General features: G+C 47.2%; 21 protein-coding genes. 11 read left to right on the top strand and 10 right to left on the bottom strand.

The genetic code is table 11. The features are described from left to right. Positions 1–5 precede the first annotated feature (5 nt). Both cydB and ACF8EG_RS03045 read right to left on the bottom strand, forming a co-directional pair. Entirely contained in the window at positions 6–1,013 is a 1,008-nt protein-coding gene (cydB, locus tag ACF8EG_RS03050; RefSeq protein WP_069506212.1) for a cytochrome d ubiquinol oxidase subunit II, read from the bottom strand. A gap of 28 nt (positions 1,014–1,041) precedes the next feature. Further along, on the bottom strand, positions 1,042–2,406 hold the full coding sequence (locus tag ACF8EG_RS03045; protein ID WP_069506207.1) for a cytochrome ubiquinol oxidase subunit I: 1,365 nt from the start codon (positions 2,404–2,406) through the stop codon (positions 1,042–1,044). A gap of 154 nt (positions 2,407–2,560) precedes the next feature. Between ACF8EG_RS03045 and ACF8EG_RS03040 the strand changes: the two genes are divergently transcribed. Next, positions 2,561–3,976, top strand: coding sequence for a PLP-dependent aminotransferase family protein (locus tag ACF8EG_RS03040; RefSeq protein WP_041170781.1), 1,416 nt, complete (start codon positions 2,561–2,563; stop codon positions 3,974–3,976). Positions 3,977–3,985: 9 nt separating this feature from the next. Here the strand turns inward: ACF8EG_RS03040 and ACF8EG_RS03035 are convergent, their stop codons facing one another. Then, on the bottom strand, positions 3,986–4,534 hold the full coding sequence (locus ACF8EG_RS03035) for a sugar O-acetyltransferase (RefSeq protein WP_020841928.1): 549 nt from the start codon (positions 4,532–4,534) through the stop codon (positions 3,986–3,988). A gap of 243 nt (positions 4,535–4,777) precedes the next feature. Then, the gene (locus ACF8EG_RS03030) at positions 4,778–5,098 is read right to left on the bottom strand and encodes a DUF1840 domain-containing protein (RefSeq protein ID WP_005392576.1); all 321 of its coding nucleotides are present in this window, start codon (positions 5,096–5,098) and stop codon (positions 4,778–4,780) included. A 132-nt stretch (positions 5,099–5,230) separates the two neighbouring features. Here ACF8EG_RS03030 and ACF8EG_RS03025 point away from each other — a divergent pair, with 132 nt between their 5' ends. Both ACF8EG_RS03025 and ACF8EG_RS03020 read left to right on the top strand, forming a co-directional pair. Beyond that, positions 5,231–6,067, top strand: coding sequence for a phosphate/phosphite/phosphonate ABC transporter substrate-binding protein (locus ACF8EG_RS03025; protein WP_175423235.1), 837 nt, complete (start codon positions 5,231–5,233; stop codon positions 6,065–6,067). Positions 6,068–6,078: 11 nt separating this feature from the next. Continuing rightward, positions 6,079–8,700 (top strand): ATP-binding protein, encoded by a 2,622-nt coding sequence (locus tag ACF8EG_RS03020; RefSeq protein WP_069506201.1) that lies wholly within the window; start codon positions 6,079–6,081, stop codon positions 8,698–8,700. Positions 8,701–8,794: 94 nt separating this feature from the next. Here the strand turns inward: ACF8EG_RS03020 and ACF8EG_RS03015 are convergent, their stop codons facing one another. The 6 genes from ACF8EG_RS03015 to ACF8EG_RS02990 form a co-directional block, all read right to left on the bottom strand. Beyond that, positions 8,795–9,697 (bottom strand): hydroxymethylglutaryl-CoA lyase, encoded by a 903-nt coding sequence (locus ACF8EG_RS03015; protein ID WP_069506198.1) that lies wholly within the window; start codon positions 9,695–9,697, stop codon positions 8,795–8,797. Next, complete coding sequence (locus ACF8EG_RS03010; RefSeq protein WP_065764377.1) at positions 9,678–11,726, bottom strand: acetyl/propionyl/methylcrotonyl-CoA carboxylase subunit alpha; 2,049 nt, start codon at positions 11,724–11,726, stop codon at positions 9,678–9,680. The genes ACF8EG_RS03015 and ACF8EG_RS03010 overlap by 20 nt, the downstream gene beginning before the upstream one ends. Further along, complete coding sequence (locus ACF8EG_RS03005; protein WP_069506188.1) at positions 11,719–12,501, bottom strand: enoyl-CoA hydratase-related protein; 783 nt, start codon at positions 12,499–12,501, stop codon at positions 11,719–11,721. Before ACF8EG_RS03005 ends, ACF8EG_RS03010 begins: the two co-directional genes overlap by 8 nt. A gap of 105 nt (positions 12,502–12,606) precedes the next feature. Beyond that, positions 12,607–14,214, bottom strand: coding sequence for a carboxyl transferase domain-containing protein (locus ACF8EG_RS03000; protein ID WP_069506167.1), 1,608 nt, complete (start codon positions 14,212–14,214; stop codon positions 12,607–12,609). A 98-nt stretch (positions 14,215–14,312) separates the two neighbouring features. Then, positions 14,313–15,482, bottom strand: coding sequence for an isovaleryl-CoA dehydrogenase (locus tag ACF8EG_RS02995; RefSeq protein ID WP_069506155.1), 1,170 nt, complete (start codon positions 15,480–15,482; stop codon positions 14,313–14,315). 45 nt (positions 15,483–15,527) lie between these two features. Beyond that, positions 15,528–15,914, bottom strand: coding sequence for a MerR family DNA-binding transcriptional regulator (locus ACF8EG_RS02990; RefSeq protein WP_005373242.1), 387 nt, complete (start codon positions 15,912–15,914; stop codon positions 15,528–15,530). Positions 15,915–16,123: 209 nt separating this feature from the next. Here ACF8EG_RS02990 and ACF8EG_RS02985 point away from each other — a divergent pair, with 209 nt between their 5' ends. The 8 genes from ACF8EG_RS02985 (at position 16,124) to ACF8EG_RS02950 (ending at position 26,255) form a co-directional block, all read left to right on the top strand. Next, a complete protein-coding gene (locus tag ACF8EG_RS02985) occupies positions 16,124–17,302 on the top strand; it encodes a thiolase family protein (RefSeq protein WP_069506140.1) in 1,179 nt (392 codons plus the stop codon). Positions 17,303–17,365: 63 nt separating this feature from the next. Continuing rightward, a complete protein-coding gene (locus tag ACF8EG_RS02980) occupies positions 17,366–18,859 on the top strand; it encodes a CoA-acylating methylmalonate-semialdehyde dehydrogenase (RefSeq protein ID WP_069506137.1) in 1,494 nt (497 codons plus the stop codon). A gap of 88 nt (positions 18,860–18,947) precedes the next feature. Continuing rightward, positions 18,948–20,102, top strand: coding sequence for an acyl-CoA dehydrogenase family protein (locus tag ACF8EG_RS02975; protein WP_065764372.1), 1,155 nt, complete (start codon positions 18,948–18,950; stop codon positions 20,100–20,102). Between the two features lie 49 nt (positions 20,103–20,151). Further along, positions 20,152–20,928, top strand: a complete 777-nt coding sequence (locus tag ACF8EG_RS02970) for an enoyl-CoA hydratase (protein WP_069506131.1) — start codon at positions 20,152–20,154, stop codon at positions 20,926–20,928. Positions 20,929–20,938: 10 nt separating this feature from the next. Further along, positions 20,939–22,069, top strand: coding sequence for an enoyl-CoA hydratase/isomerase family protein (locus tag ACF8EG_RS02965; RefSeq protein WP_025631014.1), 1,131 nt, complete (start codon positions 20,939–20,941; stop codon positions 22,067–22,069). 18 nt (positions 22,070–22,087) lie between these two features. Continuing rightward, positions 22,088–22,984: a 3-hydroxyisobutyrate dehydrogenase gene (gene mmsB, locus ACF8EG_RS02960; RefSeq protein ID WP_069506128.1), complete on the top strand. Its 897-nt coding sequence runs from the start codon at positions 22,088–22,090 to the stop codon at positions 22,982–22,984. 9 nt (positions 22,985–22,993) lie between these two features. After that, positions 22,994–23,752 (top strand): SDR family oxidoreductase, encoded by a 759-nt coding sequence (locus ACF8EG_RS02955; protein WP_069506125.1) that lies wholly within the window; start codon positions 22,994–22,996, stop codon positions 23,750–23,752. A gap of 454 nt (positions 23,753–24,206) precedes the next feature. Further along, positions 24,207–26,255: a GGDEF domain-containing protein gene (locus ACF8EG_RS02950; RefSeq protein WP_069506122.1), complete on the top strand. Its 2,049-nt coding sequence runs from the start codon at positions 24,207–24,209 to the stop codon at positions 26,253–26,255. Positions 26,256–26,795 lie beyond the last annotated feature (540 nt).

Genomic DNA, 26,795 nt, shown 5'->3' with positions numbered 1-26,795 from the left:
ACTCGTTAATGGTACGCTTCGCCTTCTTTCACTTTTCCGGAGAAGACGTAGTAACTCCAAAAGGTGTAAGCCAGAATGATCGGGATGATGATCACCGCTCCAACGAGCATAAAGCGCTGACTGCTTGCAGGAGCCGCTGCTTCCCATATCGATATGCTAGGAGGAATGATATTTGGCCAGATACTGATGCCAAGCCCAGTGAACCCGAGAATCACGATCACCAATGCCATCACGAAAGGGCTGCGCTCTTTTCGCTTTTTTACGGAGTCGGCAATCTTCAAACAGACCAACCCAGTAATGACAGGTACGGGCAATAAGTAGAACAAATTGGGCAGAGAAAACCATCTTTCCGCAATGGCAGGGTAAGCAAGTGGAGTCCAAGCGCTCACAATGACTAATGCGGAGATCATTGCCAGTAGTGTTTTGTTAGTGAAGCGGTACATCGTGTTTTGCAGTGAACCTTCCGTTTTCATGATGAGCCATGTACTACCAAGCAGCGCGTACGTTGCGACTAAACCCAAACCACAAAAGATGGGAAAAGGGGTGAGCCAGTCTAATTGGCTACCTACGAAGACGCGGTTTTCCACCGCAAAGCCCTGAATTACCGCGCCAACGACGATGCCTTGGAAAAACGTGGTTAAAATCGAGCCGACCATAAAAGAGCGGTCCCAGAACTTTAAGTGGTTTTCCAATGCTTTAAAGCGAAACTCAAACGCTACGCCACGAAAGATCAAAGCAATCAACATCAACGTTAAAGGGATGGTTAGCGCTTCAATAATCACCGCGTAAGCCATCGGAAAAGCGCCAAATAGAGATGCGCCTCCAAGCACAATCCAAGTTTCGTTACCGTCCCAAACTGGCGCGACACTGTTGACCATGACGTCTTTTTGTTTTTCATCCTTGATGAAGGGCATCAGTATTCCAATACCCAAATCGAAGCCATCCATGATGATGTACATCAAAGTGGCAAAAACGATGATCGCGAACCAAATCACGGATAAATCAAAATGCATATTCTCTACCTTAACTTTGTGACAAATTCTAAATGCGGCCTGAAACGGTCGTCATGTCGTGCTCATCGTGCTCGATTGCATCGGGGCCTTTCTTGATTTGGTGGATCATGTAGTAATAACCAAAACCAAACACCAAGCTGTACACAACAAGGAAACACAGCAGGCTGATGCTCATTTGTAGGTCTCCGTGTGCAGAAACCGCATCACGCGTTTTTTGTTCGCCATACACGACCCAAGGTTGCCGACCAACCTCTGTCGTAAACCAGCCAGCGAGTATTGCGATAAGACCAGATGGCCCCATAAATAATGAAAACTTGAGGAACCAACGCGAGGTATAAAGCGTGTTCTTTTTTCGTAACAACATGCTGTAGAAGCTTTGAAAAATCATAAGAAGTCCTAACCCGACCATGATTCGAAATGACCAAAAGACGATAAGTGAGTTCGGTCGTTCCTCTTTCGGGAAGTCTTTCAGCGCCGGGATTGGCTCAGTTAAACTGTGGCGTAGGATCAAACTTCCTAGAACAGGAATTTCTAAGGCATAGTCTGTGCGTTCTTGTTCCATGTTTGGCATGCCGAACAAAATCAATGGGGTTGGTTTGCCATCGCTGTTATCCCAATGTCCTTCGATGGCGGCGATTTTGGCGGGCTGATATTCTAAGGTGTTTAGCCCGTGCACATCTCCAATCACGGCTTGGAGTGGCGCAAGGAACACTAAGATCCCGAGCGACATTGAAAACATCGTTTTTACCGCAGTCGTTTGATTTCCTCTCAATAAATGCCAAGCGGCTGACGCGCCTACAAAGAGTGCTGAACTGACGAAAGCCGCGACGCTCATGTGCGCCAAACGATAAGGAAATGAAGGATTGAAAACGATAGCAAACCAGTCGGTTGGCACCACGCGTCCGTCGACAATTTCATAGCCTTGTGGCGTTTGCATCCAACTGTTGGAGGCGAGAATCCAGAAGGTCGAAATGATCGTGCCTAACGCCACCATCGAGGTTGCAAAAAAGTGCAGCTTTTCGCCGACGCGACGCCAACCAAACAGCATCACGCCAAGAAATCCAGCTTCGAGAAAGAAAGCCGTTAACACTTCATAAGTCAGTAATGGGCCCGTGATAGAACCAGCGAAGTCGGAGAAACCACTCCAGTTGGTGCCGAATTGATAGGCCATGACAAGACCAGATACAACGCCCATTCCAAAGTTAACCGCAAAAATTTTCGACCAGAAGTGATAGAGCTTTTGGTAATCGGGATTACGTGTTTTTAGCCATAAGCCTTCCAGCACGGCGAGATAGGTGGCCAAACCTATGGTGATAGCGGGGAAAATAATATGAAAGGATACGGTAAAGGCGAACTGTATCCGTGCAAGCATAAATGCGTCGAGGCCAAACATTAAACTTCCTTTGATCTTTTAAGTTTTATGAGAGAGCTATTTTAAAAGGAGCGGAATGAGGGAAGTAGGTACAGACAGTGACTATAAATCTATAACAGATTAAATATTGAAGTGTTATTATTTTGAATTCGGCTTTAGGGAAGGGGATTTGCGTTTGGCGAAGTATCAAGAGTTAGTGGAACAGCTTAAAAGGCAGATAAAATCGGGGATATGGCATCCGGGTGACAAGCTGCCTTCGCTGCGTCGCCAATCTGAACACTCGGGTTTAAGCTTGATGACGGTGTTGCATGCCTATCAAATTCTGGAATCTCAAGGCTGGGTGACGTCACAGCCGCGCTCTGGTTATCGAGTCGCTCCCAATATTAAGAGTTCAAATGAACCCCAAGCGCCAGCCGCGGTTTCGTGGACAGAGCAGGTAGACATCAATGAGTTTATCTTTGATGTGCTGCAGGCGAGTAAAAATCCATCCATGATCAATTTTGGCTTTGCCTATCCAGATCCAAGTTTGTACCCACGCTATCACGTGAATCGAGCGATGAGCGCAGCCGCTCGCAATATGCCGATTTCTACCGCCTTTGATAACTTACCGCCGGGAAACGAACAATTACGTACCATCATCGCGAAGCGTTATGCTGCGAAAGGTATTGAAATTTCACCCGATGAAATTGTCATTACGGCAGGCGCACTGGAGGCGTTAACGCTCAGTTTGCAAGCTTGTACAAGACCGGGAGATTGGGTGGTTGTGGAGTCGCCTGCATTCTATGGCGCATTGCAATCCTTAGAGCGGTTAGGTTTGAAAGCGCTCTCAGTAAGAACAGACCCAGTCACGGGCATTGACCTAGATTCATTGGAACGAGCGCTGCAAACACACGATGTGAAAGCATGTTGGCTGATGTCGAACTTCCAAAACCCTCTGGGTTTTACGCTCACCAACGAGAAAAAACAAAAGCTGATTGAGCTGACACAGCGATATAACGTGCCAGTGATTGAAGATGATGTGTACAGCGAACTGCATGCCGAGAATGACTCGGTTTACCCATTAAGAATGTTTGATGACACGGGCAATACCATGTTGTGCTCCTCGTTTTCAAAATCATTAATCGCAGGGCTACGTATTGGTTGGGTTGCGGCGGGAAAGCGGGCGCTAGAGGTACAAAAGTTACAGCTAATGAGTACATTAGCGACGAGTGCACCAGTGCAAATGACATTGGTGCACTATTTAACAAGCCGCAATTACGAATCGCATTTGAAGCAGTTACGGAAAAAGCTGTTTGAACGTAAAAGTAAGATGACGGATCTGCTTAATGAGCTGTTACCTGAAGAAGTCAAAGTGTTAAGCCAAAGCGGCGGATACTTTATTTGGTTAGAGCTTCCCAAGCATATCGACGCCTTGCAGATATATCGAGAAGCGCTAAAAGATAATATCAGCATCGCACCGGGAAAGATGTTCAGCCTGACAGAACAATACGATCACTGTATTCGTCTTAACGCTTCTTTTGAGCTTAATGACAAATACGTCCATGCTCTCAATTTGCTTGCCAACATTATTCGCTGTCATTTGGCGAAATAGCGACTTTCTTCAGTTTTTTGGTTTAATGGAGCGCGCCGGATTTCCGGCAACTCGATCGCCCGGCGCAACGTCTTTGGTTATGACAGAGCCAGCGCCGACGACGGCCTCATCGCCAATGGTCACGCCTGGCAGTATGATTGCGCCCCCACCAATCCAAACGTTATTGCCGATTTTTACCGGTTTGGCGATCTCATCTCCAGCTAAGCGTCTTTGTGTATCGAGTGAATGAGCGGCTGTGTAAATTTGCACTCTAGGCCCAATCATGACGTTCGCGCCAATCTCAACCTGCCCATTGTCCAGAATAATGGCATCCCAGTTGATGTAGGTGTTTTCCCCGATGGACAAGTGGCAACCGTAGGTAAGTTGAAGCGGTGGCTCTATACAGGCGCTGTTTTCTATACGGACGCCCATTTCCGCCAGCAGTTGTCTACGGATATCTGGGTTTGGCTCGTGGTTAAATTGGAAGACAAGCTGCGCGGTTTTGGCGCGCATTAGCTTTAGTTCTTCATCCAGGCAATTATAGGTTTCTCCAGAGCGCATCCGAGTCAGTTCTGACATAACAATCATTCCATTAATGGTTTGCAGTTGAGGCCACAATGATAAGTGAGTGTTTCAGTCAATAGGATATTTTTATTGTGAAATCAGATGCTTATCACTGATTTATATTCAATAGGTTAGTTTTGAGTAAGCACTCGTTAAGAGTCATTCAAATAGAGAAGTGAATTGGGTAAGTTCCTTTTAGCAGGGGAGGAAAGTATAGATTGGATGTTGCTTTCCTCTCCACAGCTTGATTTGGAGCATTTATTGGCTGTCCCACATCACTTCGCACTCTTCTTTAATAGCCGATTTTAAAAGCTCAATAAGTGGAAATGCTCTGCGTCCTAAACTGACCGTTTGTTCCTCTTGCTCCTCATCTTCTTCCATTGCTTGACTGTTGTTCTTCTCTATCGCTTCTTGTGCTGCGAGAGCGGAGGTCAATCTAGATAGAGCATCAGGGATGTCTTGAGCGGAAATTGACCCTGGTACTGAGCCACTATGCCCCATCATTTTGATCATCTTTATCGCAATATCGCCAAACATAGTGACGTTCGAGTGGCTATGGCAACGAAATGTAATAAGCATTTACCTGCTCCTGTTGTAGGTGTTCATTTGAGTATAAATGGTATCTGAGACACGAGGCAATTTAATCCGGTAATTCGCAATCTTTCATATAGCTATCTATCTTTAACGAAAGACAAACCTAAGGAGATGATTTTGTTGAACTCCCAATTAAAGACGTTGATTTGGCGGCTTCACAAGCGAATATTTACGTTGCTTATGGTGTTATGCACATGTTCACCTTCTGTCGTTGCTCAACCTTCCATTGTTTTTGGTGTGGTGCCACAACAATCGGCCACCAAATTAGTTCAACAATGGCAACCATTACTGCAACGTTGGGGCGAGCTTGCCGGAGTTGAAATCAAATTTGCTACTGCGCGTGATATTCCTACTTTTGAAGCCCGTTTAATGGCTGGAGAATATGACATCGCGTACATGAATCCTTATCACTTTACGTTGGTGAATCAAACTCCGGGTTATACGGCGTTAGCAAGAGCGAAGAACAAGCGTATTACAGGGATTATTGTAGCGAGAAAAGGGCAGTCAGTTACTCTTGATGATCTGCAAGAAGAGACGATTGCTTTTCCGGCTCCGCGCGCGTTTGCGGCTTCCATCATCACGCAATCTGAACTAGAACAGAAAGGCATCAAATTTACGCCCAAATATGTGGGCTCGCACGATTCGGTCTATTTAGGTGTTCTGAAAGGTTTGTATGTCGCTGGTGGTGGCGTGAAGCGTACCTTTGAGAGCTTGCCGAGTGAAACCAAAGAACAACTGAGCGTGATTTGTACAACCGCAGGTTATACCCCTCATGCCATTGCAGTCTCGAATGAGGTAGATGAAGAGATGGCTTTGGCATTGCGAGCGGCGATCTCACAACTCAATGAGGATCCCAAAGCACAGGAGAGCTTCGCTTTACTCAATATTGATGGATTGCAATTGGCGCAAGACCAAGATTGGCAAGACGTCGTCCAATTGGGCATTTCGAGATAAGTGGGCGCTTTATGACGCTGCGTTCAAAAACGATAATCGGCATTGCACTCATCGAAGCACTCGCGCTCGGTGTACTTATCATCAGCGGCCTCAACTGGTTTAAAAGCTCGAACGAGACCAGTCTCGAAGTTGGTAGCCAGAATTTGGTGAGTGTGTTTGCTCAAGCTTCGAGAGACGCGGTAATCGCAACGGATCTGGCGTACTTAGACAGCTTTGCACGCTCTGTCGTAAGTGAACACAAGTTGGCTTACATCCGTATCGTCAATCAAGATGGCATCGAACTTACGCTTCAAGGTGATTACACAGGCGTTGACACCAATGTTCGTCCTTTCGATGCAAGCGACGGTGTTTATGACGTGGCGAAAGCAATTACGTTAGGCGATCAGACTTTTGGCGTGGTAGAAATGGGTGTTCACGTCGAGCATGTTCATCAAATGCTTTCGTTTGCGACTCATGCGAGTTTGGTGATTGCCTTTGTCGAAATGTCGTTGGTGGCGCTATTTTCATTTGCGTTAGGCAGCTACTTGATGAAGCGTCTGGATCTTCTCCGCACTGGGGTAATCAAGGTTTCACAGCAAGGGCCGGGTTCGCAAATTTCTATTTCAGGCAATGATGAAGTCACGCGCGTTGGAGAGGCGTTTAACCAAATGTCGCGCTCTTTAGCGCTGGCGCAAAACAAACTTCAGCAAGAACATCAAACCCAACAGCAGTTATCCGCCAAAATATCGCAGCTTGCCGAGGTGGCGGAACACGCTCGCGATACGATCATAATTACGCATCCTGACGGCACGATTGCTTGGGTAAACTCTGCGTTTGAGCAGTTAACCGAATATTCTTTAGAGGAAGTGGTTGGCAAATCACCGGGCGAACTGCTGCAAGGTGAAGACACCGATGCAAATACTGTCGCGCTGCTCTCACAAAGTGTTCGCAGCCATTCCCCTGTTAGGGTTGAGATACTCAATTACACCAAGTCGCAGCGCCCATATTGGGTCGAGTTAGAGCTGTCTCCGGTGTTTGATGAAAATGGCGAGCTACTGCGTTTTATTGCGGTAGAACGTGACATCACTGATAGACGCGAGATGGAGAAGCGTTTGTCGTCTGCATTGGATAAATCGAAAAAAGCCACGCAAGCCAAGTCGGAATTTCTGGCGAACATGAGCCATGAGATTCGCACTCCAATGAACGCGATCATGGGGATCAGCGAGATATTGCTTGAGAACGAAAACCGCCGAGAGCCAAGGGAGTTATTGCTCCTGCTGCACAAATCTGCCAATAACCTTGTGACCATCATTAACGACATCCTCGATTACAGCAAAGTCGAAGCAGGCAAGTTGACGCTTGTTGAAGAGGAGTTTGATTTGCGCTCGTTAATAGAGAGTTGCACGGCATTGTGTGCGTATCAAGCGGATAAAAAGAACCTTAAGTTATTGGTTGATATGCCATTAGCCATGAATACGGTCGTGGTCGGTGATAAAGGTCGGATTAATCAAATCTTACTTAACTTGATCGGCAATGCAGTGAAATTCACGGATGAAGGTCATGTGCAGCTGAAAGTAAGAGAAAGTGAGCACGGTTTTGATTTTTCAGTGACCGATACAGGCATTGGAATTCCTGAAGACAGGCTAACTCATATTATGGATAAATTTGAGCAGGTCGATACCTCCGCGACAAGGCGACATGAAGGAACGGGCTTGGGGTTGGCAATCTCCAAACGATTGATCAGCATGTACAACGGTGAGCTTTGTGTGCGCTCGGATTTTGGCAAAGGATCGTGTTTTAGCTTTAGTTTGCAGTTGCCTAAACGAAGTCAGCCTCATCCTGAACTAGTAGAACTGAATGCAAATCGACTATTGTTGATTGATGATTATCTACCGCGCGTGGAACACTTGATGCGTTTAGCTAAAGAGATTGGCATAGAGGTGACTCATCGCAACGATTGGTCTGCGGCGCAATCTTTGGGCAGAGATTTGGACGACTTTGACCGCATCATGGCGAGCGTGAATAATGCTCAGGATAGAGATGCGCTCTATGAGCTTGATGCGACAGAATCAGCCGCCAAACGGGTACTGTTTCTCGCCCCTTGTGTGATGGAGGAAGGGCAGGCATGGTCGTGCGAGCGGGATCGTTTACTGCCGCAACCTGTCACGCAGCATAAACTGCAAACTCTGCTTTCTAGCAAAATACAAAAGCGTCGAGCGCTTTCCTCACAAGACAATCCGGATTTTTCTAATTTGCACCTTTTGGTTGCAGAAGACAGCCATATCAATCGAATATTGATTGAAAAAATGTTGCAAGACACCGGTGTGAAACTGACGTTGGCGGAAGATGGTGTCGAGGCCGTTGAACTCTACAAGCAGCTTTCCCCTGATTTGGTGATTACCGATATTTCTATGCCAAACAAAGATGGTTTTGGTGTGACAAAAGACATTCGTGAGTTACAGGAAAACGGTGAGTTTCCTTGGTGTCCAATCGTGGCGTTTTCTGCTCACGCGATGCAAGAAGAGCAGCAAAAAAGTATTGCACTAGGGATGAATGATTACCTGACGAAGCCAGTTCAGAAAAGCGATTTACTCGATATGATTGCGAAGTGGGGACGGCATACTCAAATGGCTGAAAAGCACGCCTCTGGTTAGTGCTTTTGTGAATCGTATTTGGCCCTAATAAAACGGGCATGTTGTTACGCATGCCCGTTTGTATTTATTGGTTGCTTATCGCGGATGGAGTCTTTTACAAGCTGTGCGGATCACCCAGAGCGAGTGCTACTTTGGAAGACGGACGTTTACCTAACGCACGGCAAATTTGCCAACCCGCTTCATTGATAATGTTGAGATCAATCCCCGTTTCAATGCCAAGCTGTTCACACAGATAAAGTACATCTTCCGTTGCGACATTACCACTGGCTCCTTTCGCGTAAGGACAGCCGCCCAAACCAGATACAGCGCTGTCTATGGTGTTGATGCCCATTAACAAGGCTTGGTAGATATTAGCCAACGCCTGCCCGTAAGTATCATGAAAATGTACCGCGAGCGCGTCTTTGGGTAGTTGTGTTAACAGCGAATCCAGCATGGCAATGACGCGATTAGGTGTCGCTTTACCGACAGTGTCACCGAGCGAAATCTCATAACATCCCATATCAAACAGCGTATTTGCGACCTCGGTAGTTTGCTCTGGCATGATGTCCCCCTCATATGGACACACCATGGTGCAAGACAAGTACCCGCGCACAGGTATGTTGTGCTGCTTTGCTAGTTCGAGCACGGGCTCAAAACGAGAGAGGCTTTCGGCAATGCTGCAGTTGATGTTTTTCTGGCTGAACGCTTCTGAAGCGGAGCCAAATACCGCAATTTGCTTTACACCGCTTTCCAGTGCACGTTCTAACCCTGCGAGATTTGGTGTGAGCGCACTGTAAACCACGTTAGGCTTTTGCATGATCCCCGCAAACACCTGATCGGAATCGGCCATTTGAGGTACCCATTTCGGCGAGACAAAAGAGCCCGCTTCAATGTGCTTTAAGCCACTAGTGCTTAGCTGATTTATCAAACGGATTTTATCAATCAGCGTCACTGCCGTTTCATTCTGCAAGCCATCACGCGCACCAACTTCGACGATATTAACCTTCGCTGGTAGCATATTCGTGCTCCTTATCTTCACAGACATTATCGGGTGCAGAAATTAAATGCAGCAGAATGGAACCGTGCTGTACTTGGTCTCCATGTTGATAAAACACTTCATCAACGGTCGCTGCTACCGGAGCGGTAATGGTGTATTCCATCTTCATCGCTTCGAGCACTAACAACGGATCACCAGCCGCTACTTTGTCTCCCTTATTCACCATGACCGCAGAGATAACGCCGTTCAGTGGTGCGGTTGGACTAAGTTCGTCGTCTTTTCCTTTTGGTGATTCAAAACTTGGTTGATGAGTGAACGTACGTTGCTGACCAAGATAAAACACGGTTGTCTTTTGCTCGTCGTTGAGTGCGTTAAAGGTGTAACGCACATTATCAATATCGGCGATAAACTGGTTGCCACTTTCAAGCAGAGTTACCTGATGCAACTCCTCACCACATCCGACAGTGAAGTGAGCCTCTGTATCTTGCGATGATTGTTGCAAACGTACTTGATGGTTGGCATTGGCATCCGTGAAGTTAAATCGATAAACATTGTTAACCGAGAGTCTAAAACCTTGTTTGGTTGGCGCGGGTAACGTTGAGTTGCCTGATTTTGAAGTGAGATCATTCCAGCGAGCAACCGACGCTAACGTTAACCAGATCGAATCCGACACACTTTGCTGCTCATTTATACTTTGTTGATGTGTGACGAGGAAACCTGTATCAAGCTTAATGTCAGCAAAGGCTGGCTGCGAAATAATGCTGTGCAGATAACCGATGTTTGTCGTTACTCCACGCACGTGATATTGAGTTAACGCCTGTTTAAGCTGTTTTAAGGCGATATCACGAGTTTGCCCCCAGACGATCAGTTTGCTGATCATCGGATCGTAGTATTCGCTAATGGTATCGCCTTGGGTAACACCGCTATCAACACGCACACAAGCTAGTCGAACATTGCTGTCTGAGATGGGTTCTTGTAAATAATCAATGCGTCCAGTCGATGGCATAAAGTCATTGTCCGCATCTTCGGCGTAAATTCGCAGCTCGATTGAGTGACCGTTATGATTGATTTCGTATTGCGAGATCGGTAAATGCTCACCAGCCGCAATTTTGAATTGCCATTCAACTAAATCAACGCCAGTGATCAATTCAGTGACAGGGTGCTCAACTTGCAGACGAGTATTCATTTCCATGAAGTAAAACTCACCGCGGCTATCGAGCAAGAATTCAACCGTACCAGCGCCAACATAATCGATCGCTTGAGCGGCCTGAACTGCGGCTTCACCCATTTGTTTACGCAGTTCATCCCCAAGACCGGGTGCAGGTGCTTCTTCGACCACCTTTTGGTGACGACGTTGAATAGAGCAATCGCGATCAGACAGATAAACACAGTTGCCATGTTGGTCAGCAAAGACCTGAACTTCAACGTGGCGAGGCTGCAATATGCATTTTTCGATTAGAAGCTGCTTATCGCCAAAGCTTGAAAGCGCTTCACGCTGCGCACCGTCGATGGCCAACGGCATTTCGGCTGCACTGTTGACCACTCGCATGCCTTTACCGCCGCCACCTTGGGTTGCTTTAAGCATCACTGGGTAACCAATCTTTTCCGCTTCCGCTAATAAGTGCTCAACGCTGTTGTCTGTGTCGTGATAGCCCGGAACGAGAGGTACGTTCGCCTCTGACATAATGGCTTTGGCTTGCGACTTCGAACCCATTGCCTCAATTGCGCTGGTGGAAGGGCCAATGAAGACGATGCCATTTTCATTACACGCTTTGGCTAATTTCGGGTTCTCAGAGAGAAAACCATACCCAGGGTGGATTGCATCGGCTTGCCATTTTTTCGCTGCGCCGATAATCGCATCGATATCGAGATACGACTCACTCGCCGGAGCAGGGCCAATAAACTCTGCGAAATCCGCGTGCTTAACATGTAAGCTGCTGCGATCCGCTTCGGAATAGACGGCAACCGTCTCGATAGCCATGCTTTTTGCGGTTTTAATGATTCGGCAGGCAATTTCACCGCGGTTTGCGATCAGTATTCTTTTAAACATGATTCCTCCAATTGGCGGCGCGCTTTTCAAAAAATGCACTCAGTCCTTCTTGTCCTTCACTGGACACGCGGGCGGTTGCAATGGCTTGGCTGGTGTATTCAATTAATGAGTGATCGATAGGGTGGTTGTCACAACGCAAACAAAGTGCTTTTGCAGCCTGCATGGCTTGCGAGCCATTATTAAGCAGGTGCTCAACCATACGGTTGACCGACTCTTTTGGCTGGGGATCGATTTGGTGAAGAATATTGATCGAAAGCGCAGTCTCGGCATTAATCAGTTCCGCGGTTAAAAAGTAGCGTCGGCTTTGTCGTTGTCCAATCGCTCGAATGACGTAGGGTCCGATTGTCGCGGGTAACAAACCGAGTTTCACTTCACTCAAACAGAAGCGGCTTTCAGGTGTGCCAATAGCGATATCACAGCAGCAGATAAGCCCAAGCGCACCACCAAATGCTGCGCCGTGCACCATAGCAATGGTTGGTTTGCTAAAGGTATCCAGTTTATGCAGGAGCATCGCCAATTGCTGTGCATCTTGCAGGTTTTCATTCTCGGTTTTGGTGGCCATTGACTGCATCCAGCCAAGATCCGCACCCGCAGAAAAGTGTTTCCCTTGCGCAGTGAGTACCAACGCGCGTAGAGAGTCGTCTTGCTCAAGTTGTTCCAAAGTTTCGATAAGAGAAGCAATTAATTCATCATTAAACGCGTTGTGTTTCTCTGGTCGATTCAGGCTCAACCAGGCAACGCCATTGCTGTCTTTTTCAAGCAGTAGTCCGGTCATGTGACTTCCTTTGTCTGACATTTCAGTCTCTATTCCAATGCTCGCTAACCGTTACTTGTATAAACATCGGTATTCGCGAGGAGTTAAGGTTTGCCTTGCATCCGACTACATACGGAAGATGCCAAATTTGCTGTCTGGTATTGGTGCATTAAGCGCAGCAGACAGAGCAATGCCGACAACATCACGTGTTTTTGCAGGATCAATAATGCCGTCGTCCCACAAACGGGCACTGGCGTAATAAGCGTGGCTTTGGACTTGATATTGCTCCGCAATTGGACGTTTGAACGCTTCCTCTTCTTCAGTGCTCCAGCTTTCACCTTTGCGCGTTTTGATATCGCGGGTCACTTGCGCCATCACGCCAGCCGCTTGCTCTCCACCCATGACGGAGATGCGCGCGTTTGGCCACATCCACATCATGGTTGGATCATAGGCGCGGCCACACATACCGTAGTTACCTGCGCCATACGAGCCACCAATCACTACGGTAAACTTCGGTACGTCTGCACACGCCACAGCGGTTACCATTTTCGCGCCATGTTTGGCGATGCCTTCTGCTTCATATTTTTGGCCGACCATAAAGCCCGTTATGTTCTGCAAGAAAAGTAGAGGAATTTTGCGTTGTGCACACAGCTCAATAAAATGCGCGCCTTTTTGTGCGGATTCTGAAAATAGAATGCCGTTGTTAGCGACAATGCCAATCGGCATACCGTGAATATGGGCAAAGCCACAGACTAAAGTTTCACCAAACAGCGCTTTAAATTCATCGAACTGCGAATCATCAACAATTCGGGCAATCACTTCTTTTACATCAAACGGCTTTTTAAGATCGGTTCCGACGATGCCGTACAGCTCTCGCGCAGGAAAGCGTGGTTCCTGTGGTGCTTTTTGCTTGAGTTGAACGGGTTTCAAGTGGTTGATTTGTGAAACCGCTTGTCTTGCCAACTCTAACGCGTGGTGATCGTTTTCTGCATAATAATCGGCCACGCCAGAAGTGCGACAGTGAACGTCTGCACCGCCAAGATCTTCCGCGCTGACTTCTTCACCTGTCGCCGCTTTAACGAGTGGTGGACCTGCCAAGAAAATCGTGCCTTGCTCTTTTACGATGATCGAAACGTCACACATGGCAGGAACGTAAGCGCCGCCAGCGGTACATAGCCCCATGACCACAGCAATTTGTGGGATGCCCTTGGCCGACATACGTGCTTGGTTATAGAAAATACGGCCAAAATGGTCTTTGTCTGGGAAGACTTCATCTTGGCGGGGGAGGTTAGCACCGCCAGAGTCGACTAAGTAAACACACGGCAGTTGGCATTTTTCTGCAATTTCCTGTGCGCGTAAGTGTTTTTTAACCGTAAGTGGGTAGTAACTGCCGCCTTTTACCGTCACGTCGTTGGCGACGATCATGCACTCAGTGCCGTCAATCACACCAACACCCGCTACTACGCCCGCGCATGGAACGTAATCTGGATACACATCCCAGCCAGCAAACTGACCGATTTCTAAAAAAGATGAGCCGGGGTCGAGTAGGGCAAGAATACGCTCACGTACCGGAAGTTTGCCTTTCTTCTGCTGATGCTCGCGGGCTTTTTCGCCGCCGCCATCTTCGATTTGCGCAGTCACGGTATAGAGTTGATCCACGAGCGACGTCATAGAGCGGTAGTTTTCCTGATACTGCTCGGAATGGGTATTAATATTGGTCGTCAAACAAGCCATAAATAGCCGATCTCCATTCGGTAGACGGGTGACAAACCCCGTCTTTATTTAGGTTGAATAAGGAAGTTGTTTCGAGTTAGAACGCCTAGGTATGATGATTAGGCGCTTTCGTTGAACAATTCGCGACCAATAAGCATGCGGCGAATTTCTGAAGTGCCCGCACCAATTTCATACAGCTTGGCATCTCGTAGCAAACGACCGGTATCAAACTCATTGATATAGCCGTTACCACCGAGTAGCTGAATGGCATCTAATGCCATTTTGGTTGCCAGCTCTGCGCTGTAGAGGATCGCACCAGCAGAATCTTTACGTGTGGTTTCACCACGATCACAAGCGGCAGCGACGGCGTAAACGTAGGCTTTTGCGGCATTCATTTGCGTGTACATATCGGCGATTTTTGCTTGAACAAGCTGGAATTCACCGATGGATTTACCGAACTGTTTGCGGTCGTGAATGTAAGGCACAACGATGTCCATACATGCTTGCATAATGCCAAGCGGGCCACCGGCAAGTACCACGCGTTCGTAGTCCAAACCGCTCATCAACACTTTTACGCCTTGGTTTTCTTCACCGAGAATGTTTTCTGCAGGGACTTCGCAGTTTTGGAAGACCAACTCACACGTATTCGAGCCGCGCATACCCAACTTGTCGAGTTTTTGTGCTTGAGTGAATCCAGGAAAGTCGCGTTCTACAATAAATGCCGTGATGCCTTTGGAGTGCTGGTTTGGGTCTGTTTTGGCGTAGACAACATAGGTGTGTGCATCTGGGCCATTGGTGATCCACATTTTGTTGCCGTTTAGCAGGAAAATATCGCCTTTACGTTCCGCTTTAAGCTGCATAGAGACCACATCAGAGCCAGCGCCGGGTTCACTCATGGCTAGCGCACCAATATGTTCACCGGAGATGAGTTTAGGTAGGTATTTCTCTTTTTGCGCTTGTGTGCCATTGCGGTGGATTTGGTTGACACAAAGGTTGGAGTGAGCGCCGTAACTTAATGCAACCGAAGCGGAAGCTCGGCTGATCTCTTCCATAGCGACAACGTGGGCAAGATAGCCCATGCCTGCACCACCAAACTCTTCGCTGGTGGTCACGCCTAAAAGCCCCATTTCACCTAATTTGGACCAAAGATGGTTTGGAAAGTCGTTAGATTGGTCGATAGATTGCGCTAGCGGCGCAATTTCTCTTGCAGCAAAACTATTGATTTGCTCGCGAAGCAAATCGGTATTTTCGTCATAAACAAAGTTCAGGGAAGAGTAGGTAGATTTCATTGCGTGTCCTTGCCTTTACGTCACCTACATCCCAGTGCTGAGGTGTCAGGTGACTTTTTCGCCTTTCATGGATCTCAGTGTGTTTTGGCATCGCAACTGTGCCGCGTTTAACTCCATCATTACCGCTTGAATGTCGTTTGCTTGCTGTTGCAATGCTGCCTTCTTCTCTTCGATCAACCGAATCATATAGTTCAACTGCTCAGTACTTTGATCGGTATCGTAGAGTTCAAATAACTCTTTGATATCTGCAAGAGAAAAGCCCAATCGCTTACCTCGCAAAATCAGTTTTAGTCGAATTCGATCGCGACCATTGTAGATTCGAGTGTTGCCTTTACGTTCTGGAGTTAGGAGACCTAAATCTTCGTAGAAGCGAATACTTCGGGTAGTAATGTCGAACTCTTTCGCGAGCTCGCTGATCTTAAATGTGTTCATTCCTTAACCTTACGACTTTCGTATAACATTCATACGAATATACAATTCGTTAACGTTAAAGTAAATAAACAACATCCACTCTTGAGCCTTGATATCACTCGCATTTACTCGAAATAAAAGAATCACTCGAACAAACAACAACCGCAAACTTGACGTTAACGTAAATGTTAGTATAGTTATGACGTAAACGTCAACAAAAGGTTAATGGAATGAAAAATGAAACATGGATTGTTGCCGCCAAGCGAACGCCTATCGGCTCTTTTCAAGGTGCATTAGCTTCAACAGATGTCACGGAACTCGGTGCGAAGGCCATCCAAGGGGCACTAGCCGAAAGCCAACTCGATGTGCAAAAAATAGACGAAGTGTTAATGGGATGCGTTTTACCCGCTGGCGTGGGGCAAGCGCCAGCAAGACAAGCAAGTCTTAAAGCAGAAATGCCACAATCGATCGGTTGTACGACACTGAATAAAGTCTGTGGTTCGGGTATGAAAACCGTCATGCTGGCACATGATCTTATTCAATCTGGTAACGCGCACGCGGTTATCGCTGGTGGTATGGAAAACATGTCGTCTTCTCCTTATCTACTTAAGAAAGCGCGTGATGGTTTCCGTTTAGGTCACGAGCAAGTGCTTGATCACATGTTTTATGACGGTTTGCAGGATGCCTACCAAGGCGAATTGATGGGTGTCTTTGCCGAACAAACCGCGCAAAAGTATCAGTTCAACCGCGAAAGCATGGATGCATGGGCACAACAATCGGTGACTCGTGCTCAGCAAGCGATTGAGCAAGGCTTGTTCAAAGAAGAGATCGTGCCTGTTAACGTAAAAAGTCGACGTGGTGACACCTTGGTTGTAGACGATGAGCAACCGAGTAAACTCGACGTCACTAAAATTCCTACCTTACGCCCTGCGTTTGCTAAAGATGGCGGCGTAACGGCAGCCAACTCAAGTTCTATTTCTGATGGTGCATCGGCAATGGTATTGGTCGATAGTGAATTTGGCCGTCAGGAAAACCTTCAACCTCTAGCCAAAATTGTCGCGTACAGCACGCATGCAAGACAGCCTGATGAGTTCACCATCGCCCCCGTCTTCGCGATTGAAACGCTGTTGGAAAAAACGGGCTGGGACAAATCAGACGTGGACCTTTGGGAAATCAATGAAGCTTTTGCCGTTGTCACTCAATACGCGGTGAAAGCACTCGAATTGGACGAGAGCAGAGTTAACCCTCGCGGCGGCGCTTGTGCGTTGGGGCATCCCATTGGTGCGAGTGGCAACCGAATCCTCGTCACTTTGATTCACGCTCTTAAACAAACAGGCGGTAAACGTGGCGTTGCATCGCTTTGTATTGGTGGCGGCGAGGCTACCGCAATCGCGATTGAAATCTGCTAAATCATTCTCAACTCAATTACTCACAGTAGTCAGTGAAACGCTGAAAAATACAAGGATGTCATCATGACAGAACAAGTAAAGCAGTATATCGGTGGTGAATTTGCCATCTCCGACTCAAAACAATGGCTAGATGTAACCAACCCGGCAACCAACGAAGTGATTGCGCAAGTACCTTGTGCCACGGAATCGGAAATGAATGCGGCGATCGCCAGCGCAACAGAAACATTCAAGCGTTGGAAAGAAGTTGCAGCGCCGGAGCGTGCGAGATTGATGCTGCGTTACCAACACCTGCTAAAAGAGCAACACGATGAGTTGGCGATACTGCTTTCAAGTGAGACAGGCAAAACTCTAGCGGATGCAAAAGGTGATGTTTGGCGCGGGATTGAAGTGGTAGAACAAGCGGCGAACATTTGTAGCTCAATGATGGGCGAAACGGTGGAAAACGTTGCGACCAATATTGATGGTTACTCTTACATTCAACCGCTCGGTGTTTGTGCGGGTATCACTCCGTTTAACTTCCCAGCGATGATTCCGTTGTGGATGTTCCCTATGGCGATTGCGTGTGGCAACACCTTTATTTTGAAACCGTCGGAACAAGTTCCGCTGACTGCAATGAAATTGGCAGAGCTGTTTGAACAAGCAGGTGCACCAAAAGGCGTATTACAAATTGTTCACGGCACCAAAGAGCAAGTCGACCGCATTCTGACTGATCCAGTCGTTCGTGCGATCTCTTTTGTCGGCTCTGTGCCTGTTGGTGAGTACATCTACAAAACGGGTACGGACAACCTAAAACGCGTGCAGTCATTTGCGGGTGCGAAGAATCACATGGTCATCATGCCAGATGCAAACAAACAGCAAGTGATTAATAACTTGGTTGGCGCGTCCGTCGGTGCCGCAGGTCAGCGTTGTATGGCGATTTCGGTGGCAGTATTTGTCGGCGAAACTAAAGAATGGATTCCAGAGCTTAAAGAGGCGTTAGCTCAAGTACAGCCTGGCGCGTGGGATGATGAAACTGCCGGTTATGGTCCACTGATTAGCCCTCAAGCGAAGCAGCGCGTGGTGAATCTGATTAATGAAGGCAAAACGTCTGGCGCGAACTGTGTTCTGGATGGGACAGATTGCCAAGTACCTGGCTTCCCGAACGGTAACTGGGTGGGACCAACACTGTTTACCAACGTGACCACTGACATGTCGATTTATCAGGAAGAGATTTTCGGCCCAGTGCTGCTCACCACGGAAGTGGATGATTTAGATGAAGCGATTGAGCTGATCAACGCGAACCGCTTTGGTAATGGTACGTCCATTTTCACAGCGAATGGCGCAGCTGCGAGAAAGTATCAGCACAATATCGAAGTGGGTAACGTAGGTATTAACGTGCCGATTCCGGTGCCATTGCCGTTCTTCTCATTTACGGGTTGGAAAGGCAGCTTCTACGGCGATCTTCATGCTTACGGCAAACAAGCGGTTCGCTTCTACACCGAGACGAAAACTGTCACTGCGCGTTGGTTTGAAGATGACATTCCAAGCGGTCCAAACATGACCATTCAACTTAGCTAATTACTGGATTGGCGATACCTCTAGCCAAGCGCCACGGTTTAAGTGGGCTTGGCTTCAAATGCAACGAATTAGACCTTAGGACTTCAAGATGGATTTTGAATTAAACGAAGATCAACTCGCGTTTGCCGAAGTAGCAAAGCAGTTTGCAGACCAAATGTTAGCGCCACACGCGGCCGAGTGGGATGAAAACCATCACTTCCCTAAAGATGTATTGCGTCAGGCGGGTGAGCTTGGCTTTTTGAGCATTTACACACCGCCAGAGCACGGTGGCTTGGGGTTATCTCGTTTGGATGCAGCGATCATTTTTGAGCAGTTGGCTATGGGTTGTACCGCTACTACAGCGTTTATGACAATCCATAACATGGCAACTTGGATGATCACCAGCTTTGCCAAAACCGAAGTGGCGCAGCAATTTAGCGCGGATTTAATTTCGGGTGAAAAGCTCGCTTCCTACTGTTTAACCGAGCCAAACGCAGGCTCTGACGCCGCTTCGCTGACGACAAGTGCGGTACGTGACGGTGACGAGTTTGTCTTGAATGGCGCAAAAGTGTTTATCTCTGGCGCGGGTGATACAGATGTTCTCGTCGTGATGGCGCGTTCGTGCGGTGAAGGGGCGGGTGGCGTTTCTGCGTTCGTCGTTCCTGCTGACATCGAAGGCATTAGCTATGGCAAGAAAGAAGCCAAAATGGGTTGGAATTGCCAGCCAACGCGCATGATCACCTTCGAAAATGTCCGTATTCCAGCTGACTATCTGTTGGGTGAAGAGGGCGAAGGTTTTAAGTTTGCCATGCTTGGTCTGGATGGTGGGCGAATCAATATCGCTACTTGTTCCGTCGGCACAGCACAACAAGCACTGAATGAAGCCAAGCAATACATGACCGAGCGTAAACAATTCGGACGTTCACTAGCGCAATTCCAAGCACTGCAATTCAAGTTGGCTGATATGGCGACTGAGCTGGTTGCCGCGCGTCAAATGGTGCGACTCGCTGCCGCCAAACTTGATGCCCAACATGTAGAAAAAAGCGCGTACTGTGCAATGGCGAAACGCTTTGCTACTGATGTGGGCTTTAAAGTCTGCGATCAGGCGCTGCAAATTCACGGTGGCTATGGCTACATCAAAGAATATCCGGTCGAGCGCCATTTCCGAGACGTTCGTGTTCACCAAATTCTTGAAGGTACCAACGAAATCATGCGTCTGATCATTTCTAGACGTTTACTCACGGAAGGCGTTGAACTGCTTTAGTCAGCGAGACACAGCCTTACCTCAAGGAAAAACAAAGGACTGAAAGATTATGACGGCACAAATCAAACTAGAGCGTGAAGCGCACATTGCCAAGCTCACGATTAGTAACCCGCCAGCAAACACTTGGACGCTTGAATCTTTGAATCAGCTAAAAGAGTTGGCGATTGAACTCAGTAATGAACGCTCCATTTATGCGTTGGTATTAACAGGCGAAGGCGAGAAGTTCTTCTCTGCTGGAGCAGATCTTAATAACTTTGCATCCGGCGATAAATCGCAAGCCGCAGATATGGCGTTCGCATTTGGTGAAGCCTTTGAAGCGCTGTCTGCGTTCGATGGTGTTTCCATCGCGGCAATTAATGGTTACGCGATGGGTGGCGGTTTGGAAGTGGCAATGGCGTGCGACATTCGCATCGCAGAAGAACAAGTACAAATGGCACTTCCTGAAGCATCGGTAGGTTTGTTGCCGTGTGCGGGCGGGACGCAAAACCTGACCGCGTTGGTAGGTGAAGGTTGGGCGAAGCGTATGATCTTGTGTGGTGAGCGTGTGACGGCCGAGCGAGCGGAAAAAATTGGTTTAGTCGAAGAAGTGGTGGCGAAAGGCCAAGCACTGGAAGCGGCTATGGAACTTGCACAGCGTGTTGCGAGCCAATCGCCGAAATCCGTGTCTGCATGCAAAACGCTTATTCAAGGGCGACGCAGCCAAACTCACGCGGCCGGATTAGTCTTGGAGCGTGAACTGTTCTTACAGCTGTTCAATACACAAGATCAGACTGAGGGTGTGAATGCCTTCTTGCAGAAGCGTAAGCCACAATGGACAAACAGCTAGCGGAGGCCAAATGATAGGTACAGTAAATGTTTCACAGATAGAATGTGCTGACGGCTATGCCATTGGTGTGTTGGAGCTTGATAATCCAGCCGCCCTCAACGCACTTAGCTATGTGATGATCGAGCAGCTCTATAACCAACTGGTAGAGTGGCAATCGAACGACAGCATCGTCGCGGTATTCTTGCATGCTCAAGGTGAAAAAGCGTTTTGTGCTGGTGGCGATATTCAAGCGATCTACCGTGCACTTGAAAACAAAGAGCAAGACTTTGATTCTGCATTTTCAGCGATGGAAACCTTCTTTGACCTCGAATATCGCTGTGACCATCTTATTCACACTTATCCAAAACCGATCATTGCGTGGGGACATGGTTATTTGATGGGCGGCGGTGTGGGTTTGTTTATGGGCGCTAGCCATCGCGTTGCAGAAACTACCACACGCTTTGCAATGCCAGAGATTAAAATTGGCCTTTACCCAGACGTAGGCGCGACCTACTTCCTAAATCAGTTGCCAAAACATTTGGCACTGTTCTTAAGTTTGACGGCTTGCCAAATTAACGCGACAGACATGAAAGCGTTGGGATTAAGCCAATGGATTGCAAAGCCAGAAAGCAAACAAGCACTGTTGGATCTGCTTGCATCGGTAAGTTGGAAAGGTGAAGCGAACATCAACGAAAAAATCGCCACTACGCTGCGTTCGGTGCAAGTGGACGAGCCAAGCGAAGGGATGTTGATGCTATATGCGGGATTGATTGAGCAGCTTTGTTCGGGTGATTTAGATTCGATTGTTCGCGCAATCAGCAGTGCTGACGTTGATGACAAGTGGTTCGTCAATGCACAAAAAGCATTGAGCTACGGAAGCCCACTGTCGCTCAATATCACTTATCAGCAGTTAACGCAGTATCAAAACCTCTCTTTGAAAGCGTGTTTTGATATGGAATTTAACCTGACGCTACGTTGTGGCTTAGAAGGTGATTTTAGAGAAGGGGTTCGTGCGCTGATTATCGATAAAACCAATCAACCGAGTTGGCAACATCGCACGGTTTCTGACGTAACGCCACAAGCTTTGGAACGCTTCTTCGCGCCAATTGACTCAGCAGAATACCCACTGACCGCATCGTCGGTTGCCACTGCGGTACTTTAGACAAGGAAGAAATACGACATGGACAAAATTGCATTTATTGGCCTTGGTAATATGGGCGCGCCTATGGCTAAGAACCTACTCAAAGCGGGCTTGAACGTTGAAGTGTTTGATTTGACCCCGAACGCAGTAGAGGAACTTACCGCACTAGGTGCTTCAAGTGCCGATTCGGTTCAGCAGGCAGTACAAGGTGCGGACGTGGTCGTTACCATGTTGCCTGCTAGCCAACACGTTCAAAGTGTTTATCTTGGTCGAGATGGCATTTTAAATAGCGTCGAATCGGGCACCTTGCTGATTGATTCTTCGACCATCGATCCGGCGACTGCTCGTTTGGTCGGCGAAAAGGCGCAGCAACTTGGCATCAACTTTGTTGATGCACCGGTGTCTGGCGGGGTTGCGGGCGCAGCAGCAGGTACGTTGACTTTCATTGTTGGCGGCTCACAAGAGAACTTTGTTCAAGCCAAAGCGGTGCTTAACCACATGGGCAAAAACATCTTCCATGCGGGAGATGCCGGAGCTGGTCAGGTGGCGAAAATCTGCAATAACATGATGTTGGGTATTTTGATGAGCGGCACCTGTGAGGCTCTCAACTTAGGCATGGAAAACGGACTCGATCCCAAAGTGTTGTCTGACATCATGCTACAAAGCTCAGGCCGTAACTGGGCGCTAGAGCTTTACAACCCTTGTCCGGGCGTGATGGAAAACACACCTGCAAGCAATGGTTATCAGGGCGGTTTTATGAGCCAGTTAATGGCTAAAGATCTCGGTCTTGCGATGGAAGCGGCGGTTGCCAGTCAAACATCAACGCCAATGGGCAGTTTGGCTCGTAATCTGTTTAATTTTCACAACGGTCAGGGCAACGGGCAAAAAGATTTCTCAAGCTTGTTTGAGTTCTACCAAAAGCAAAATCAGGCCTAAGGAGCGCTTATGGAGTTAGCAAATAAGGTCATTGCAATCACGGGGGCAGGACAGGGGCTGGGTAAACAAATGGCGCTGTCTTTGGCGGAAAGTGGCGTTTATCTTGCGCTAATCGACCTCAATTCAGACCAACTGGCTGAAACGAAAGCGGAGTGTGAATCTCTCGGTGTTACCGCTCGTTTTTATGTGGCGAACGTGACCGACGAGCTGCAGGTGTGCGCTGCTTTTACGCAAATTGAAGCGGATTTCAAACAGCTCAATGGCGTGATCAACAACGCGGGCATTATGCGCGATGGCATGTTCATTAAAGTAAAAGATGGTCAGGTTAACGCGATGTCGCTAGAGCAGTTTCAGTCCGTTCTGGATGTGAATGTAACAGGCACTTTCCTGTGTGGCCGTGAAGCGAGCAAGGTAATGCTGAACACCGACAGCAAAGGCGTGTTGATCAACATATCCAGCGTTGCGCGTGCCGGTAACATTGGTCAAACCAACTACTCCGCATCCAAAGCGGCCGTAGCTACCATGGCGACGGTGTGGGCGAAAGAGTTAGGGCGTTTTGGCATTCGTTCAGTGGCGATTGCACCGGGCGTTATCAAAACAGCAATGACCGATCAAATAAAACCTGAAGCGATGGAACGCTTGGTTAATATGATTCCAGTGGGACGCTTAGGGCTTGCGGACGAAATTTCATCGACCATCAAATATGTGTTAACCAACGAGTTCGTCACCGGGAGGGTACTAGAAGTCGATGGTGGAATGCGAATGTAATCTTAATAAGAGGACCAGCGATAACAGTGTTGCTGGTTCTTCCGTATTATTCTAGTGATCATTAAAGCGCCACTTTAGTTTCACGTAATGTCCTCTTCCAACAGCGTTTATACGCTAGTTTTCATAACACACCATGCTCAGTGACACGACGCAATTTCTTTTTTATCCAGAATTGTGATGTTTTCGCGTGAAATAACCACAAAATCTATTGTTGCGTCAAAACTGAAATTATTCATTTGTCTCTTAAATGAGAAATTCCCTTTTATGGTTGAAAATTATTCTCTTTGTCTTTTTTGTGGGACGAAATCGTTTCTACATCGAAAGTTGGTGATTTATTATTCACTACAGAATGCATGGGAAAGCATGCGCGGTGTGACCATTGTCATTCACGTGCAAAATAATAATCAAAACTTCCCACCACACTGAAGTAACTACCCATCAGGGAATAATAATAATGTCGCAATTTTATAAGCTCAGAGCGTTGTCGCTTGTGTTTTGGTTCGTGTTTTTGACGACCAAAGTCTACGCACAAAGCCCTGAGCCAAAAGATAAGTTTCTGCAATCTCTTGAAGGGATTGAGAGCCAAATTTACGCGCTGCCACAAAGTTCACTAGCACAAATCGAATCATTAGAAGAAGACTCTCTACTGCAAAACCAGCCCAAGGATCTGTTGATTCGTTATTGGCTGGCGAAGTCGACCGTTCTTGAGTTGTTAGGGCGCGATAAAGAGAGCTTAGCAGTGGTAGATAAAGGGCTGAGTTTGACACCAGAGCAAAGCCAAGAGCACTTGCTGTTCAAGCTGATCCAAATTCGAGCCATGATGGGCAATCGAGATATCGATACCGCGCTCTCGTCGTTGGATGCTTTGCTTGAAACATCACGAGAAAAAGGTGACAAAAAATTGGAATCGGAAGTTCTGTTGCTCAAAGGTCGTTACTACGATGAGCAAGGGGACTATAAGAAATCGTACGCGGCGTTGATGTCTTCGATGGAAGCGGCGGAGTCATCGGGTGCGCAGGGCTTAGTCGAACGAGCAGCGCTAGAGCTCGGTGATGTATTGGTAAAAATTCAAGGCTATGACCGCTCTGAAGTCGTGCTGAAGCAGGCGTATCGTTATTTTAAAGACCGCCGCATGTCGTTTAATGAGTTGCTTAGCGTCCTAACTATTGCAAAGCTACACAAAGCTCAGTTCCAATACGATGAAGCCATCAAATCTTATCAAGCAGCTTTAAAGCTTGCGCAGATTATTGGTGACGGACGTTTTCGCTTTCGGGTGAACTTGGAGCTTGCGTCTCTGTATCGCGAAACCAACAACGAAAAAAACATGCTGCGTCATCTCAAGCTTGCCGAAAACTTGCAGTATCGTGAAACCTCGAATGCGTACTTGGCAACATTTAAGTTGTTGCAAGCTGAGTACATGCTAGAGCGTAAGCAGTATCAAGCTTTGTTAACGATGATTACGCCTTTACTTTCTGAGATCATCGAGAGTCGCTACATCAAACAGCAGCAAATGGAGCTGTTAAAAGTCGCTGCTATGGCTTACGCCGGAGATCAAAACTTCGAATTGGCCTATCAAACCTACGGTCAATATCATGAAAAATTCATTCAATTTAGTAATCAGCGTGAAGTCGAGAACTTAGAGCGACAACAAACCTTGTTTGAGCTAGAGCGATTAGAGTACGAGAACGAAAACCTCAACTGGAACAATGTATTACAGCGTCTAGAGCTGGAGAATAATCGCCGAACATTCTACCTGTTGGGTGAAGTGTTATTGGTAATGATTGGTATTTTATTGCTTATGGCGTTGGTATTTTTGTACGTGAACCGTTCGCGTTTGCGTATGCGTCGTTTGGCGAAAACCGACATGTTAACGGGCCTATTTAACCGCCGATTCTTGGAAGAATGGTTTGCGAAACCTGCAGAGCAAAAGCCTAAGCTGATTGAAAAGCCAATTCCAGAAACGAAGAAAGGTCAGTTGGTTCACAAGCTAAATAAGCAAGTCATGCGTGTTCAATACGGCTATTTGGCGCTCAATCATTGGGTTGAAAGAAAGCTTGATAAGCAGAAAATGGTAGCGAAAAAGCCGGAAACAGGGCCGATCACGCTGGTTATGATGGATGTCGACCACTTCAAACAAGTCAACGATACCTATGGCCATGTGTTTGGTGACGTCGTATTAACTGGCGTAGCCAAAGTGCTCGATTCGTCGGTGCGTGAGAGTGATATTGTTGCTCGTCTTGGTGGGGAAGAGTTCGTTATCGTTCTTCCTAATACCGATCTTGAAGAAGCAACCGCGCTGGCTGAACGACTGCGTATTGCGCTTTCTCAACGTGGCTTTGTAACGGAGAACAATCAAGCCGTGAATGTCACTTGTAGTTTTGGTGTGATCACTTCGGATGACGTCGACGTTGCATTTGAAGCGCTTTGTAGCCAAGCAGATAAGTTGTTGTACGAAGCCAAATCCAGTGGACGAAACTGTGTGAAAGCAATGTCGTTTAGCTGATCATTGCACAATAAGAGTCGCGCAACGCGGCTCTTTTTTTGCCAGTTTTATGTGCTCACCACTCCCTTCTTAAGTTCTGGCAGAACTCGACGTACTTATCTATCTGAATCTTATCAATATGCTTCCTGCAAGTGCAGCACTTGGATATGCGTCCATTTTGCCAGGTGCTCCCACCTTTCATTTAAATCTTCCAATTTACGTAGTTGTAGTTGGTAACAAGTCAGCAACGCACGGGACTGGGCAGTCAATTGGAATTACCTGCTCATCATTCAGAAACAACACAACACAAATAATTAGTGTTCGATGTAAATTTTTTATAAGGCTTCTACATTGCTTTATTCGCTGCGTTGATGCTTAAGTTGAGTTTAATTTAGGATCTTGATTAAACTATTGAAAATAAATGTATTAACTTGTTTTGTTTGTTGTTTCTGGGTGGTTGTTTGAATAGATAATGGGGTTGGGTTTGTCTTGGTATAGTGTGTATTTAAATCTCATTATCACTACTTTTAATAATAAATAGTTTGAGTTCGAACTAATTTT

Source organism: Vibrio sp. YQ_11 (assembly GCF_043103065.1).
In the GTDB taxonomy this organism is placed as follows: Bacteria; Pseudomonadota; Gammaproteobacteria; order Enterobacterales; family Vibrionaceae; genus Vibrio; species Vibrio parahaemolyticus.
The sequence above is the reverse complement of the archived record's forward strand: the minus strand, read 5'-3'. Positions and strand labels throughout refer to the sequence as shown.

Excerpts from the sequence above, each read along its gene's own strand:
- ACF8EG_RS03010 (WP_065764377.1), bottom strand. The coding sequence starts at position 11,726 with ATGTTTAAAAGAATACTGATCGCAAACCGCGGTGAAATTGCCTGCCGA.
- ACF8EG_RS03035 (WP_020841928.1), bottom strand. The coding sequence starts at position 4,534 with ATGTCAGAACTGACTCGGATGCGCTCTGGAGAAACCTATAATTGCCTG.
- ACF8EG_RS03000 (WP_069506167.1), bottom strand. The coding sequence starts at position 14,214 with ATGGCTTGTTTGACGACCAATATTAATACCCATTCCGAGCAGTATCAG.
- cydB (WP_069506212.1), bottom strand. The coding sequence starts at position 1,013 with ATGCATTTTGATTTATCCGTGATTTGGTTCGCGATCATCGTTTTTGCC.
- ACF8EG_RS02985 (WP_069506140.1), top strand. The coding sequence starts at position 16,124 with ATGAAAAATGAAACATGGATTGTTGCCGCCAAGCGAACGCCTATCGGC.
- ACF8EG_RS03005 (WP_069506188.1), bottom strand. The coding sequence starts at position 12,501 with ATGACCGGACTACTGCTTGAAAAAGACAGCAATGGCGTTGCCTGGTTG.
- ACF8EG_RS02980 (WP_069506137.1), top strand. The coding sequence starts at position 17,366 with ATGACAGAACAAGTAAAGCAGTATATCGGTGGTGAATTTGCCATCTCC.
- ACF8EG_RS03015 (WP_069506198.1), bottom strand. The coding sequence starts at position 9,697 with ATGCTACCAGCGAAGGTTAATATCGTCGAAGTTGGTGCGCGTGATGGC.
- ACF8EG_RS02965 (WP_025631014.1), top strand. The coding sequence starts at position 20,939 with ATGATAGGTACAGTAAATGTTTCACAGATAGAATGTGCTGACGGCTAT.
- ACF8EG_RS02990 (WP_005373242.1), bottom strand. The coding sequence starts at position 15,914 with ATGAACACATTTAAGATCAGCGAGCTCGCGAAAGAGTTCGACATTACT.
- ACF8EG_RS02975 (WP_065764372.1), top strand. The coding sequence starts at position 18,948 with ATGGATTTTGAATTAAACGAAGATCAACTCGCGTTTGCCGAAGTAGCA.
- ACF8EG_RS02995 (WP_069506155.1), bottom strand. The coding sequence starts at position 15,482 with ATGAAATCTACCTACTCTTCCCTGAACTTTGTTTATGACGAAAATACC.
- ACF8EG_RS03045 (WP_069506207.1), bottom strand. The coding sequence starts at position 2,406 with ATGTTTGGCCTCGACGCATTTATGCTTGCACGGATACAGTTCGCCTTT.
- mmsB (WP_069506128.1), top strand. The coding sequence starts at position 22,088 with ATGGACAAAATTGCATTTATTGGCCTTGGTAATATGGGCGCGCCTATG.
- ACF8EG_RS03020 (WP_069506201.1), top strand. The coding sequence starts at position 6,079 with ATGACGCTGCGTTCAAAAACGATAATCGGCATTGCACTCATCGAAGCA.
- ACF8EG_RS03030 (WP_005392576.1), bottom strand. The coding sequence starts at position 5,098 with ATGCTTATTACATTTCGTTGCCATAGCCACTCGAACGTCACTATGTTT.
- ACF8EG_RS02950 (WP_069506122.1), top strand. The coding sequence starts at position 24,207 with ATGTCGCAATTTTATAAGCTCAGAGCGTTGTCGCTTGTGTTTTGGTTC.
- ACF8EG_RS02970 (WP_069506131.1), top strand. The coding sequence starts at position 20,152 with ATGACGGCACAAATCAAACTAGAGCGTGAAGCGCACATTGCCAAGCTC.
- ACF8EG_RS02955 (WP_069506125.1), top strand. The coding sequence starts at position 22,994 with ATGGAGTTAGCAAATAAGGTCATTGCAATCACGGGGGCAGGACAGGGG.